Source organism: Paraburkholderia sp. BR14312, assembly GCF_040948675.1.
GTDB lineage: Bacteria > Pseudomonadota > Gammaproteobacteria > Burkholderiales > Burkholderiaceae > Paraburkholderia > Paraburkholderia nodosa_A.
The window spans coordinates 525284-538561 of record NZ_JBFPKI010000001.1 but is presented as its reverse complement, the minus strand read 5'-3'; the positions used below and the strand labels follow the sequence as shown (position 1 = coordinate 538561).

Sequence of the window (13278 nt, the reverse complement as noted above, 5' to 3'; positions counted from 1 at the left end):
GCGTGCGGCGCGCCCGCATGCTTCAGCTATTCGATGCGCCAAGCCGTTCTAGATCGGCAATCAGCCCGGGCCCGGTCGGAGTCCAGCCGAGCGTCCTCCGCGTCTTTTCGCTTGATGCCACAAGGTCGCGGCTAGCGAACATTGCCAGCCAACCAAAGTGCGTCGAAGCTTCTCCCGCGGATATGGATCTTGTGGGCAGTTTCAGCCCGCGGCCGATTGCTTCGGCAATATTCAGCATCAGCACGCCTTCTTCAGCCACCGCATGATATTTCGCGCCCGCTTCGTTCTTTTCCAGCGCCAACCGGTAAAGACGGGCGACATCCGAGATGTGTGCCGCCGCCCAGCGGTTGCGTCCTTCCCCGACATAGGCTGACACGCCTTTCTCGCGCGCCACAGCAACGGCGTAAGTCAGAAGCCCTTGCCGCATTGTGTTGTGAACTTGGGGAAGCCGCACCACCGAGGCGCGCACGCCCCTCAGTGATAGCGCCGTCTGCTCCGAGACGCGGGGAAAGGGGAAATCTGGCGGCACGTCATGGTCCTCGGTCGCGATCTGGCCCGGCCCGGCTAGTCCTGCCGTTCCCGACGTGGCGATCAGAAGCCGATCTGAGCCAGCGAGGACTGAGCCCAAAGCTTCGATTGCGCTGCGATCGACCTCGCAAGACCTTGCAAAGTTGGACCAGTCGTGAATAAAGCCCAGGTGAATCACGGCATCGGCCGCCGCTGCGCCCCTCCGAAGGCTTTCGAGGTCTTCAAGCGAACCGCGATGCACGTCCGCTCCAATAGTTGCCAGGGCTTTTTCTCCCTCGTCTGAACGAGCCATGCCGAGAACCTTATGTCCCGCAGCAATCAGTTCCTTAACGGTGGGAATGCCGATAAATCCGGTAGCGCCGGTGATGAAAACGCGCATGAACTTGTCTCCAGGTTTCGCTGGAGACAAGTGTCAGCTTTGCGAGTATTCCGGTAAAGTAGTGACCTTATTATGGTAAGACTACTAACAGCATGAAGTCGCGCCAGGACAACGAAAACCTCCTCGCCGCCTATTTGCGGGACCGGCGAATGAAGCTTGATCCCGCAGTACTCGGCTTTCCCGCAGAGCGCCGGCGGACGCCTGGGCTGCGCCGTGAAGAAGTGGCGCAGCGCGCCAATATCAGCCCCACCTGGTACACGTGGCTTGAACAAGGTCGCGGCGGTGCCCCCTCGGCGGATGTGCTCGATCGAATATCGCGGGCCTTGATGCTGACGGATGTCGAGCGCGAGCACCTTTTTCTAGTTGGCCTCGGGCGGCCGCCCGAAGCCCGCTACCAAGAGAAGGAAGGTGTCACGCCTCGGCTGCAGCGTGTCCTCGACGCTTTGGACCCCAGCCCCGCCCTCATTCGCACTGCCACCTGGAACGTCCTTGCCTGGAATCGGGCGGCCACTGTCATGTTGGGCGACTATGGCTCCCTGCCGCCCAACCAACGCAATGTGCTGCGCACTATCTTCCTTGATCCGCGTGCGCGCGCCGTGCAGTATGACTGGGAGAGCGTGGCGCGCCACATCATCGGTGCATTCCGCGTCGATGCAGCGCGTGCGGGAGCGGCAACGGAGGTGGCGCCTCTCGTTGATGAGCTATGCCGGCTCAGTCCCGAGTTCAAGGTGATGTGGCGCGACAACGAGGTTCGAGAGGTCCACGGCGAGGCCATCAAGCGCATCCGCCATCCGGTGCTCGGCCCGCTCGCCTTCGAATATTCGACCTTCTCCGTCGACGGCCGGACTGATCTCAGCATGTGTGTCTACAATCCCGCGACGCCGGAGGATGCGAAGAAGATAGCGTCCCAGATCAGCTTGCTCTCGAACCGACTACCGTCGGCCGACATGCGAGGGCCGTAGGGCGCTCGCAGTAACGCAGGTTCAGGCATTCGAGGCTCGATTCCCAAGAGTCTCTCAGGGCCCCGCAGGCACCGAATATGGCAAGCGGCTGTGGGCACTAACGCTCGGCTTGTGAACGGCCGTTCGTGGCCGAACGCGGCTCTCTGCCGCAAACGCACGTCCGAACGACCGCGCAGTACCTGATACAGCAGCGCTAGCGCGTCCAAGAAGCATTCTGCAGGACCACGCGGTAGCCATCGGGATCTTCGAACGTCAGACCCCGTCGATCCCAGTACGGATTCTCTGCTGGCACCGGTTCATTTCCCAATTCGCGGAACCTTTCGACGGCGATTTCCCACTCCTCAGGCATCGGCAAATAGATGACCAAGAGATGCTCCTTAGTGGGTGCATTCGGGACCGTCACATTGTGCTGGTGAGTCAGTTCAATATGCCACGCGTACTCTCGATGGCCGAGAACGATGCCATCAAATCCTTGGTGATCGACAAATTGCGCCAATACCTCGAAACCAAGGCCTTGAATATAAAACGCAGCCGCGCGAGCGACATCATTCGTTGGACGAGCGACACGTAGTACGTGAACTGGCATTAGGGGTTCCAATCGAAGAAGTGGATGTGGCAACCAATCGTCGGCGAAGAACCAATTGTCAACCATCTTCATGCCCGTGTCGAACGACCGGTTGTGGCCGAGGCCGCCGGCCGTGGACGGCTCAGCTCGACCCGCTTCCGCCGTTGGGCGTACTTAAAGTCACATGACCGCTTTGGAGCGCACCAGCCGCCATCGAGCGCGCGCGGTGTCGCCTGTGTTCACCCATGGCCGCCATGGATGAAGTTGCACCCAGGCTCCACCAGCGATGAGGTTCGCTGCTTCGGGACCGTAACGCGCTAACGTAGATCGGTAGTCATGCTTTCCCACTATCCCCAGCTCCGGAGCCATGCTTCGCAGGCATGCCGGTGAGCCTGGAAAGTCTTTTTCCGTTGCGAGCTGAAACGCTACTCTGCATGCACGAGTTAGAGCATTCCACACGCACCGGACGACGTCACCGTCGCTGTCGCGTAACTCGCGTCCAGTGACGGGAGCTGCATATTAAGCAATAGATATTGCGCGCGCCCCTGGAATCGAAGCTCTCTCTGCGTTGCGTTTGACATGAACTTACCTAACTGGAGCCGCAAAATGAACCAACCCGTCGTCCTGATCACCGGCGCCCTCACGGGCATCGGCCGCGCCACCGCTTTTGCATTCGCCCGCTTGGGCGCACGTCTCGTCGTGTCGGGCCGCCGTGCCGCGGAAGGTTCGGCGCTCGAGGCCGAATTGCGCGAAGCAGGCGCACAAGCTTTCTTCGTGCAGGCTGACGTACGCCGCGACGAAGACGTCCGTCACCTCGTCGATGAAACCGTTGCTCGCTTCGGCCGGCTCGACGTTGCAGTCAATAATGCTGGCACGGAAGGTAAGCCGGGACCTGTGGTCGATCAGACTGCCGAGAGCTACGCTGATACCTTCGACACCAACGTGCTCGGCACGTTGCTGAGCCTCAAGCACGAACTGCGCGTGATGACCGCACAGCAAGCTGGCAGCATCATCAACATATCCTCGACTTATGGTCATGAGGGTGCGGCCTTCGCTTCGGTGTATGCGGGCAGCAAGCATGCTGTGGAAGGGATCACGAAATCGGCTGCACTCGAGGCCGCTTCGGCGCGCGTTCGCGTCAACGCCGTAGCGCCTGGTCCCACCGACACGGGCATGTTGGACCGTTTCACCGGCACGCCGGAGAACAAGGCCTCGCTCGCGGCAACGGTTCCGCTCGCACGAATCGGTAGGCCTGACGACATCGCGGCGGCGGTGCTCTACCTGGCCAATGACGGTGCTGCGTTTGTCACAGGGCAGATCCTCACCGTCGACGGAGGCAAGACAGCGGGTTGAGCTTTCAACGCGGTTTAGGCTTCCTGCTGAACCGGCGAAGCCCTATACAAGCGACACTTCTGGATGGAACCATCAATGAACACCGATCTCACCTTCTTCGAATCGAAGGCTTCCCCGAACTCTCGCCGTGTTCGCATCTTCCTTGCCGAGAAGGGCATCGAATTTCCTGCCAAGGCGGTGGACCTCGGCGCCAAAGAGCAATTCTCCGATGCCTACGTTGCGATCAACCCTCGCCGCCAGGTTCCCACGCTCGTGCTGCGAGACGGCACAGCGATTGGCGAAGTCCCGGCAATCTGGCGTTACATCGAGGAGGCCTACCCCGAGAAGCCCGCATTGCTAGGCACGACGCCAACTACGAAGGCGCTCGTCACGATGTGGGAACGACGTGCCGAGCTGGACGGATTCTCGGCGGTAATGGAGGGCGTCAGGAACGCCGTTGCCGGGCTGAAAGGTCGGGCGCTCTCAGGCCCGCATGCGTACGAGCAGATCCCCGAAATCGTCGAGCGCAGCAAGCTGCGCGTCGGGCACTTCTTTGCCGATTTCAACGACCGTCTCAAGACAGTGCCATTCGTCGCGGGCGACGCATTCTCTGTGGCTGACATTACTACGCTGGTTGCGATCGACTTCGCGGCGGGCGGCATGAAGCTGAGCATTCCTACGGGCTTCGACGCACTGCAAGCGTGGTACGACAAAGTCAACGCACGTCCGTCGTCGAAGGCATGACGGCCCGCAAGGTAGCCTGTCGTGACCGATGCCGTGCGCTCAGTATCAGCGCGGCCGGCTTCTGCGATTCGCCTCACGGCCGGTAAGCGTCGGACCTGCCGCGCCAATGTCACCCGCACCCGCGGACTGCTGCGTCACGGGAAAGATGGCATTGAGCGCGGCTTTCGCGTCGCCTTTCATGTGTCGGAGCCGGGCAAGACTCAACGAGCAACGCGACTGCCACGCAAGGAATCCGTGTTTCTGGGCCGTCTCAAGAGCATCGATCAAAATCGATTCGGCCGCCGGTATCGCTTCGTCGCCCCGGATCGCGACCAGCACCTCCGCCTTCGCTCTCCATAGCTCAGGCAGAGCTGGAAGCGATTCCCGAGCCGGTCGGCCACGCCCTGGAGCCCAAACGCCGGCACACATGCCGCAGCAAGTTCCAGCGCCAGCGGAATTCCATCGAGCCGGCGGCAGATTTGCGACTTCAGCCTCAACGCTGTCCGTGAATCCACGCTGAGCCCGGCATGCGGTCCGACACGCTCCTCGAAGAGACGTACCGCACTGTAGTCGAGAGCGACATCGCAATTTTCGTCCGGGGGAACCTCGAGCGACGGAACACGATAGATCGGCTCCCCTGCAACGCGCAGCGTTTCGCGGCTTGTTGCAAGTACGACTGCTCGCGGAGCGATCCGAAGCAGCCTTTCGGCAATCCTGGCGGCCCCGTGCGCGGCTTCGAGCGCCAACCGCGTCTTTCCCACACCGCCGGTACCCACGAGCGTGACCAGACGATGCGTTTGCAGGCCACGGTAAATCTCGCGTACGGCAATTTCCCGGCCGATGAGAGGACTGACCTCTGCAGGTAGCGGCAGGCCCGAAAAAGCCGGTCCGTCTGCAGGTGCAGCAGGGGGCCTATCCGAATTCGTGACTTGCGGGAGCACTTCTGCGATGAACTGGTATCCGCGCCCGGTCACCGTACGTATTGCCGCCCGGTCGTCTCCGAGAGCGCGGCGAAGTGCGGAAATCTGAGCTTCGACAGTATTGCCCGGCCTCACGACTGTCGTCAGAATTTTGTCTGCCGCCCGAACGGCGCGAACACCGGTAAGCATCAGCTTCTTTCAGCGCGTTTCAGCACTTTCAACGCATGCGGGACTGCACCCCGCACAGGCCACACCGCGTCGTGCATCTTATTGCTTGATCTGGTCGATGCGCGACAGAAACGTCGACAGAATCGCTGAGCGGTTATTCCGGTTATAGCCCACCACAAGCTCGATTCTCGGCGGTTCGCCCTTGAGTGGTCGGCTTGTTACCGACCAGGGCAGCAGTTTCTCGGCATAGGAGGGCAGTAGTGCGACGCCTCTCGTCGAGGCGATTAGCGACATCGCCATCGTCAGGTTGTGCACGCGATGCGCGGGCTCGATGACGACGTCGTTTGTCGCCAGATAGTTTTCGATCGCGCCGCGCATGGGACCGGCTACGTCTGAACCACCTATGAATAATTCACCCGCCAGTTCGTGCACGTCGATCTCATCGAAGGCCGCAAGGCGATGATCGCTTGGCATCAGCACGACGAAAGGCTCGCGTGCGACTGTCACGTAATCGAGGTCGGGTCGGTTGGCTTCGGCACGCATGAAGGCGACGTCCAGCCGTCCCGTCGACAATCCCTCTGCGAGTTCAGGGGAGTGCTCGCTCGATACCGTCATTTCGATGCTCTGCAGATCGCTCGCGAGCACGCGAGTCGCTTCCGCGAGCCAGGTCACTTCCTGTCCGCTCAGGAAGCCGACCGCAAACGTCGGCTTGGACGGTCGCGCCGCCCGCCGCGCTGCCTCGCACGCCGCATCGACTTGTGCAAGGGCGAGACGCGTGTGGACCAGAAATGCCTTGCCGGCGTCGGTCAGTTCAATGCCACGCGCGCTACGCACGAACAGTTGCGCACCTACTTCGTATTCAAGGTCTCTGATCTGCCGGCTCAGAGACGGCTGGGACGTGTACAGCCGACGTTCCGCCGCGACGGTCAGGCTGCCCTCTTCGGCCACGGCGAGGAAATAACGAAGATGACGCAGTTCCATTCACGCGTTCCTTTTAGTCATGCATGACAGGTATGGGGATCAGCTTACAAAGTCTTTTTCGCGCGGACAAGTGGCGGCTATCGTTCGATCACATCAGCCGGACGAAACCCTACCTCGCCCCAATGTCAGTTATCTGCTGGAAGGACGATCATGAACACCCTGACAGGAAAGACCGCGCTCGTCACCGGCGCTTCCCGTGGCATCGGACGCGCCACTGCGCTTGCGCTCGCGCAGGCAGGCGCTCAGATCATCGTTCACTATGGCCGCGGTGCGCGTGAGGCCAAGGCCGTCGTCGCCGAAATCACTGCGACGGGCACTCGCTCCAGGCCGATCTAGCCGAATCCGACGGGCCGCACAGGCTCGCGCGCCATGTCCGGGCAATCGTCGGTGAACGGCTCGACATCCTCGTTTCCAACGCTGGCATCGCGAAGGCAGCCACGCTCGAGGAAACAGGCGTCGAAGATTTCGACGAACTGTTCGCAGTCAACGTCCGCGCTCCGTATTTTCTCGTTCAGCAATTGCTGCCGATCATGTGCAAGGGCAGCAGCGTCACGCTGCTTTCGTCGCTCGCGGCCCATGCGGCCGTCGGCGAACTATCGGCCTACTCGGCCACGAAAGGCGCCGTGGACACCCTTGTGCGCCACTTCGCGGTTGACCTCGGACCGCGCGGCATTCGTGTGAACGCGGTCGCGCCCGGCGTGGTGCAAACCGACATGTCGAGCTTCACCCGCACCGACGAAGGCCGCGACATGACACTCAGCCTTCAGGCCATCAAACGGCTCGCCGAACCCGATGATATCGCCGCTGCGATCACCTTTCTCGCATCCGACCAGGCCAGATGGACAACCGGCGCGACGCTCAATGTGGATGGCGGCTCGAAGCTCTGAGCGAGTCGAGCGCGACGCCGCCATTTCGGCAATCCAGTTCGATTCACGCACCCGGATATATCAATGTCGCTAACTACCTCAATACAGCCCCCGCGCACGCGAAACTGGCTCGCGGTTCTTTCGGTCGCACTCAGCGCGACCGTGTTCTGCACCACGGAATTCCTTCCCGTCGGGCTACTGCGTTACATCAGCCAGGGACTGGGCGTAAGCGTTGGAGCCGCCGGCATCATGGTCACGGCGCCCGGGCTGCTGGCCGCCATTGCCGCGCCGTTTCTTACGGTAGCGGTCGGACGTTTCGACCGTCGGCGCGTGCTACTAGGCCTGGGCCTGCTGCTCGTAATCTCGAATCTGACGGCCATGCTGGCGCCGAACTTTACGATTCTCGTCGCGGCCCGTGCGCTATTCGGATTCGGAATCGGCGGATTCTGGGCAATCAGTGTGGGGCTCGGCGCCCGACTCGTGCCGGAGAAGAATGTCGGTCGGGCCACATCGCTGATTTTCGCGGGCGTCTCGCTCGGCATGCTGATCGGCGGGCCGGCCGGGGCACTGATCGGGGACCTGGCTCGTTGGCGTACCGCATTTGGCGCAGCGCTCGCGCTGTCCGTTGCCGCGCTGCTGGCCCAGTGGGTTTCGTTGCCGTCGCTAAACGTAGAGCATCGGGTAAGCACACGCGAACTGCTCGGCATCTTCGGTACGCGACCGGCACGCATCGGGCTGATCGCGATGACGCTGGCCCTATGCGGACAGTTTGCGACCTATACGTATATCACTCCGTTCCTCGCAACGGTGTCGGGATTTGGCGGCAAGGTCATCTCGTTGCTGCTGCTCGGCTACACGTTCATCGGGCTGCTCGGTAATTTCATCGGTGGTTCATTCGCGCAACGGAACGTCAGGACCACGCTCATCGCGAGCATCCTGTTTATCGCATTGCCGCTCGCCATGCTTCCCGCGCTCGGCACCAGTCGGCCGTCGGTGCTGGTCGCGCTGGCCGCGTGGGGAACCGCGTACGGCGCCATGCCCGTCGCACTGCAGATGTGGATGGCGCAGGCAACCCGCGAAGTCCGCGAAGGTGGCATGGCGCTGTTCGTAGCCAATTTCCAGATCTCGATTGCACTGGGTTCGTTCGTCGGCGGCCGGATCGTCGACGGGTTGGGTCTCTTCAATGCAATGTACTTCGGTGCCGGACTCGCCTTGGTTTCGATCCTGACGCTCGCGCTGACCGGCGGGCATCCTCGCAGGATTGACGAGCCCGCGTCCACCTGAACTATTCCCGCGGGCTGCGACCGCGCAGTCATGCACGTGCCATATCTTTCAGGCATGGCCACTTGCCTACAAAGTCTTTTTCCTCTTGCCAGCCACCGCATACAGTACCCATCAGCAGGCACCGCCCACGAGATTTCCAGGCGCGTGACTGGATTGCCAAAGCAGCACCCCATGCATTTCAAACATACCGGCAAAACAACTGCTGCACTTACTTCTGAAAGGATCGCAATCATGAGCCACCAGACGCACCAGACCGCACCAACGCAGTACGTTGAAGCAAACGGTACCCGCTTCGCCTATCGCCGCTTCGGCAATCGCGCGGGCGTACCGCTTGTGATGAACATTCACTTCACCGGCACCATGGATCACTGGGACCCCGCCGTGACCGACGGCCTGGCCGCCGGACGTGAGGTCATCCTGTTCAACAACGCCGGCATTTCGAGCAGTTCAGGCAACGTTCCCGAATCGATCGAGGAAATGGCGGCCAACGCTGCCGCATTCATTCGTGCGCTCGGTCTCGAACAGGTCGATGTACTGGGATTCTCGATGGGTGGCCTGATTGCGCAGACGCTCGCCATTGCGGAGCCCGCGCTGGTTCGCCGCCTGATCCTCGTCGGCACGGGCCCGCGCAGCGGAGAAGGCATGGCCTCGCTGACGCCCGAAGCGCAGGAAATCTTCGGCGCGAGCTATGCCGAACCGGACCATCTCTGGCTGCGCGTCCATTTCTCGCCGACCAGGACCAGCCAGACGGCCGGGCGTGCGTTCCTCGAACGCTTCCGCCTTCGCACGGAGAACCGTGATCCGGTGGCCAACGAAGCCGTGGCACCGGCCCAGCTCGCGGCACTCGCGAAATGGGGCGCGCCGCAAGACAACCCGTACGCCTACCTGTCTGCACTCAGCCAGCCGACCCTGGTCGTCAATGGTGACGACGACGTCATCATCTATACGGTCAATTCGCTGATTCTGCGCCAGCACATCCCGAATGCCCAACTGATCATCTATCCGGACGCCAATCACGGCTCGCTCTATCAATACCCCGAGCGTTTCGTGGAAGACGTTTCCAGGTTCCTTTCCTGAGTCGCCAGTTACACCCACATTTGATCCCGAATTCAACAGGAGTTAATCGTGACTACTAATCTTCACGGCAAAACTGCACTCGTCACGGGCGCTTCGCGCGGCATCGGCCGCGCAACCGCTCAGGCTCTGGCAGCAGCAGGCGCGCGCGTGATCGTGCACTTCGGCAGCGACGAGAAGGCTGCGAATTCCGTCGTCGACGGGATCCGTGCGTCGGGTGGTTCGGCCGACAAGGTCGCGGCAGACCTGAGCGCGGCGAACGGCCCTCACGAACTGGCCCGTCAGGTACGCGGGCTGATTGGCGAGCGTCTCAACATTCTCGTTGCGAATGCCGGCATCTCGAAGGCCTCGTCGATCGCGGAAACGACGGTAGAGGACTTCGACCGGTTGTTCGCCGTCAATGTGCGCGCCCCATACTTCCTCGTCCAGCAACTGCTGCCCGTGCTGGGCGAGGGCAGTAGCGTAGTCCTGCTGTCCTCACTTGCAGCCCGCGCTTCGGTTGGCAATCTGTCAGCCTACGCCGCGAGTAAGGGAGCAATCGACACCCTGGTCAAGCATTTCGCCGCAGCGCTCGGCGAGCGCGGCATTCGCGTGAACGCCGTCGCGCCGGGCGTTGTTGAAACTGACATGTCGAACTTCGCCAAAACCGATGCCGGGCGGGACTTCACCCTCGGCATGCAGGCCCTCAAGCGCGTGGCGCAACCCGACGACATCGCAGGCGCTGCCCTGTTCCTCGCATCCGATGCGGCACGCTGGGTGACGGGTGACACGCTGCGTGTCGATGGCGGCTCCAAGCTCTGATACCGGGGGAGACGGGCATGACCCATACAGCCTGCCCGACTGCCCCCGCGATTTCATTAACCGCGCGACCCCCGGCGATGGACGAGGCGGCACCCTGTCGGCGCTGTATCTCCTTGATTATCTGGCCGCCGGCATACTCGCGCCGATTCTGGGACGCGTGGCGACGGTTCACGGACTGGGCTTCGCCGTGTATCTGGGCGCCGGCGTCATCGCCGCCTTGAGCTTCGCCACGCTCGCACTCGCGCTCGGCCTGCGTCGCATTGCGAAGGACGAGCGACGCTGATTCCCAACTGAAACGCCGAATCTGCTCGTTTTTCTGCTCGAAGCCGTCGCACGGGAATGAGCGCAGTAATTTCAGTTCAGCCGGTTCGACGGCAAGCGCAATAGCAGCCGACGCATCACGGTGTTAGCAGATCGAACGGCCGCTTTCAGGCCGGCTACCGACTGATGCGGTGGCCGGAAGTCGAGACGAACGCGTCCTATTAGTGACCTGTCCGGGCCTTTTCGACAAATCGTCGGCAGGCCCGGACACTGCAGAACGTCAGGGCATCAGAACGTCACGACCGTTCGCAGTCCGGCTACGGCCTCGTTGCCGATGCGTGCGCCGCTGTTGTTCGGGTCGGGGATGCCGCCACCCGGATGGAAGATGTACTGGAGTTCGCCCTGCAGCAACCACCACGGCGCAACCTGATACTGGTAGGTCGCCTCGATCACCGTCTCCGCCGAACGCGCAGGGTAGCCCGGCGTCCGGAGCGTTGCGATGTCACGGTCGAGTGCGCTCGCGCTCGAGCTGACGTTCGCGTAGCTCACCGCGAGCCCGACCGAGTCGCTGTCCCGGCCCTTGAACGGAGCTTTCAGGACGACGCCTCCATTGATATTGAAGTCGAGCAGGTTACGGTCGCCCGGCGCGCCCATCACACGCGTGAAGACGCCAACCGATTGCGGGCTGTCGGCGCTCGGGCGCCACACCATCTGGTCTGCAACGGCATAAATGCTGAAGTTGCCGCGATGCGTGGCCGGCACGCCGTTCGACGCCGGGCTCGCGAGCGAGATGCCGTTCGTGTCGAGGTGCTGATCCGCGAAGTGATTGTTGTTGTACCAGAAGCCCAGCTTGTAGGTGCCCGGCAGCCCGCCCGGCTGTGCCGAACCAGATCCGCCTGCCGGCGGCTGGTTGATCGCGTACTGGACCTCGCCGATCATCATGACGCCGTTGTGCAGGTTGAACTGGGTGCCGCTGGCGTTGAGTTGCTGCGGGTCGCCATTGCCTGGCGCGGGGTTGCCGTCGAAGATGCCGCCGAGAATCGTCATCGAGTCACTCGGCTTGAACCGCAGGCGCACGCCAAGTGACGAGAGCGGATAGGCAGGGCCGCCCGCAGGCATGTCAGTGGCGGCCAGGACGGGCCAGCCGAAAGTCGCGTTCGCGAACGTGCTGCCGTACTGGCTGATGATGAATTCCTGATCAAGGCTCTGCTGGCCGATCTTGACGTCGAATTTGTCACCTATCGCCTGCTGGTACCAGAGTTCCCACAAACGCGTCGACGCTTCGGCCTCGACACCGCTCACGGCCTGCAATGCGTTCAGGCGTGCCGCCGTGATGCCGTGTCCGTGAATCTGCAGGGCATCGACGAAGAAGGTGCCGCCCTTCAGGCCGAGCGCCTTGTCAGTATCGACGCTAAGGCCGAACTGCGTGGCGCCGTTGTATGAAGCGCCCTTCGAGATACCGCCGGAGAAGTTTCCGTAGAGCTCGCTGGTTTCTTGCGCGTTGAACGTGATGCCGTGGTCGCCCAGTAGCGTGCGCAGTCCGCCCATGTCGCCGAGCAGGTTAGAGCGCTCCCAGAAGCCGGTCGGCGCGGCGGCGGCCCCGGCCGATGCCGCGCTTGTGTCGGTGTTTGTGGTTGCGGAAGAGCCCTGGTCCGCCGATGTGGGCGCGGCTGACTCCGACTGTGCGTAAGCCGGCATGGCGATGCTGGCGCCCAGTACCACCAAGAGCGCTGCGGCGGCGCAGCCTGGCTTCAGGCGCGAGGGCGGAGCGAGCATACATCGGCTGTCAATGCTGTTGTCGTTATGTGTGGGCGTGCCAAAGGAGATCATTTTGTGTTCTTCTGGGAAGCGAACTGATGAATAAGCGATGCCAACGCAGGAGGGTGTCCGGCGCCGCCTCGCCGTGGGGGCTGCAGTCTTGCAAAGCCTATTTGCGACGATGACCCGGTCAGGCGGGCCACCAAGTACCGCCACCGGTGCGTCCTGGCATCTTCCAGAGGGCTGCAACCGAGGTGCCGCGTTGCACTGCCTGGACTCTGTCGGCACCTGTGTGCCGCCAGAGCTGGCTGTGCCCGTCAGGTTCGCGTTGCGGTGCGACTGCTGGCGTTGCACGCAGGTAATCGCGTGAGGCGAGGAGAAAGCGTTCGATATGCATGATTCAACTCCCGTCGAGCCCGGCTGGCCGGGCAACGTTCGATAAGTGGCACACCGTCAGCGAAGTCGGGCGCTGTCGGCGTACTTAAGCAAAAAGGGAGCGAGCTACAGACAGACCGCACGGGCGGTCCGGAAGAAGCGCGCTGACCCGTCAATCGGGGTCAGCGGCAGGAGGGAAAGTCCGGCGTCGCTAACGCGCGATTGCAGTCTGGTTGCCGGCACACGCCGGCATACAAGATCGACAACTAGAGCTTGCGTCCACGAAGGACTCTCCTGTTTC

At 62.1% G+C, this 13278-nt stretch carries 12 protein-coding genes and 1 pseudogene; 8 read left to right on the top strand and 5 right to left on the bottom strand.

Annotated elements, in window-relative coordinates; genetic code table 11:
- Positions 1–22 precede the first annotated feature (22 nt).
- Entirely contained in the window at positions 23–907 is an 885-nt protein-coding gene (locus AB3X98_RS02355) for an SDR family oxidoreductase (protein ID WP_368605073.1), read from the bottom strand.
- A gap of 92 nt (positions 908–999) precedes the next feature.
- On the opposite strand from AB3X98_RS02355, the gene AB3X98_RS02350 reads away from it, so the two are divergent.
- Positions 1000–1869, top strand: coding sequence for a helix-turn-helix transcriptional regulator (locus tag AB3X98_RS02350; protein WP_342948349.1), 870 nt, complete (start codon positions 1000–1002; stop codon positions 1867–1869).
- A 193-nt stretch (positions 1870–2062) separates the two neighbouring features.
- Here AB3X98_RS02350 and AB3X98_RS02345 read toward each other — a convergent pair whose 3' ends face one another.
- Positions 2063–2455 (bottom strand): VOC family protein, encoded by a 393-nt coding sequence (locus AB3X98_RS02345; protein WP_368605149.1) that lies wholly within the window; start codon positions 2453–2455, stop codon positions 2063–2065.
- Positions 2456–3040: 585 nt separating this feature from the next.
- Between AB3X98_RS02345 and AB3X98_RS02340 the strand changes: the two genes are divergently transcribed.
- Together AB3X98_RS02340 and AB3X98_RS02335 are read left to right on the top strand one after the other, a co-directional pair.
- Positions 3041–3787 (top strand): SDR family NAD(P)-dependent oxidoreductase, encoded by a 747-nt coding sequence (locus AB3X98_RS02340; protein WP_069266914.1) that lies wholly within the window; start codon positions 3041–3043, stop codon positions 3785–3787.
- A gap of 75 nt (positions 3788–3862) precedes the next feature.
- On the top strand, positions 3863–4510 hold the full coding sequence (locus tag AB3X98_RS02335; protein WP_342948348.1) for a glutathione S-transferase: 648 nt from the start codon (positions 3863–3865) through the stop codon (positions 4508–4510).
- Positions 4511–4555: 45 nt separating this feature from the next.
- On the opposite strand, the gene AB3X98_RS02330 is transcribed toward AB3X98_RS02335, so the two are convergent.
- Together AB3X98_RS02330 and AB3X98_RS02325 are read right to left on the bottom strand one after the other, a co-directional pair.
- Entirely contained in the window at positions 4556–4828 is a 273-nt protein-coding gene (locus AB3X98_RS02330; RefSeq protein WP_368605071.1) for a hypothetical protein, read from the bottom strand.
- A gap of 848 nt (positions 4829–5676) precedes the next feature.
- Complete coding sequence (locus AB3X98_RS02325) at positions 5677–6558, bottom strand: LysR family transcriptional regulator (protein WP_069266910.1); 882 nt, start codon at positions 6556–6558, stop codon at positions 5677–5679.
- 150 nt (positions 6559–6708) lie between these two features.
- Between AB3X98_RS02325 and AB3X98_RS02320 the strand changes: the two are divergent.
- The 5 genes and pseudogenes from AB3X98_RS02320 to AB3X98_RS02300 all read left to right on the top strand — a co-directional run bounded on the left by AB3X98_RS02320 (position 6709) and on the right by AB3X98_RS02300 (position 10866).
- Positions 6709–7445: pseudogene (locus tag AB3X98_RS02320) on the top strand (SDR family NAD(P)-dependent oxidoreductase).
- A 63-nt stretch (positions 7446–7508) separates the two neighbouring features.
- Positions 7509–8708, top strand: coding sequence for an MFS transporter (locus AB3X98_RS02315; protein WP_368605070.1), 1200 nt, complete (start codon positions 7509–7511; stop codon positions 8706–8708).
- A gap of 231 nt (positions 8709–8939) precedes the next feature.
- Complete coding sequence (locus AB3X98_RS02310; RefSeq protein WP_368605148.1) at positions 8940–9785, top strand: alpha/beta fold hydrolase; 846 nt, start codon at positions 8940–8942, stop codon at positions 9783–9785.
- 48 nt (positions 9786–9833) lie between these two features.
- Positions 9834–10583, top strand: coding sequence for an SDR family oxidoreductase (locus AB3X98_RS02305; protein ID WP_342948343.1), 750 nt, complete (start codon positions 9834–9836; stop codon positions 10581–10583).
- A complete protein-coding gene (locus AB3X98_RS02300) occupies positions 10564–10866 on the top strand; it encodes a hypothetical protein (protein ID WP_368605069.1) in 303 nt (100 codons plus the stop codon). The genes AB3X98_RS02305 and AB3X98_RS02300 overlap by 20 nt, the downstream gene beginning before the upstream one ends.
- A 266-nt stretch (positions 10867–11132) precedes the next feature.
- Here AB3X98_RS02300 and AB3X98_RS02295 read toward each other — a convergent pair whose 3' ends face one another.
- Positions 11133–12620: a carbohydrate porin gene (locus tag AB3X98_RS02295; protein ID WP_368605068.1), complete on the bottom strand. Its 1488-nt coding sequence runs from the start codon at positions 12618–12620 to the stop codon at positions 11133–11135.
- Positions 12621–13278 lie beyond the last annotated feature (658 nt).

Coding starts and splice junctions, on each gene's coding strand:
- AB3X98_RS02355 (WP_368605073.1), bottom strand. CDS start 907: ATGCGCGTTTTCATCACCGGCGCTACCGGATTTATCGGCATTCCCACC.
- AB3X98_RS02350 (WP_342948349.1), top strand. CDS start 1,000: ATGAAGTCGCGCCAGGACAACGAAAACCTCCTCGCCGCCTATTTGCGG.
- AB3X98_RS02345 (WP_368605149.1), bottom strand. CDS start 2,455: ATGCCAGTTCACGTACTACGTGTCGCTCGTCCAACGAATGATGTCGCT.
- AB3X98_RS02340 (WP_069266914.1), top strand. CDS start 3,041: ATGAACCAACCCGTCGTCCTGATCACCGGCGCCCTCACGGGCATCGGC.
- AB3X98_RS02335 (WP_342948348.1), top strand. CDS start 3,863: ATGAACACCGATCTCACCTTCTTCGAATCGAAGGCTTCCCCGAACTCT.
- AB3X98_RS02325 (WP_069266910.1), bottom strand. CDS start 6,558: ATGGAACTGCGTCATCTTCGTTATTTCCTCGCCGTGGCCGAAGAGGGC.
- AB3X98_RS02315 (WP_368605070.1), top strand. CDS start 7,509: ATGTCGCTAACTACCTCAATACAGCCCCCGCGCACGCGAAACTGGCTC.
- AB3X98_RS02310 (WP_368605148.1), top strand. CDS start 8,940: ATGAGCCACCAGACGCACCAGACCGCACCAACGCAGTACGTTGAAGCA.
- AB3X98_RS02300 (WP_368605069.1), top strand. CDS start 10,564: ATGGCGGCTCCAAGCTCTGATACCGGGGGAGACGGGCATGACCCATAC.
- AB3X98_RS02295 (WP_368605068.1), bottom strand. CDS start 12,620: ATGCTCGCTCCGCCCTCGCGCCTGAAGCCAGGCTGCGCCGCCGCAGCG.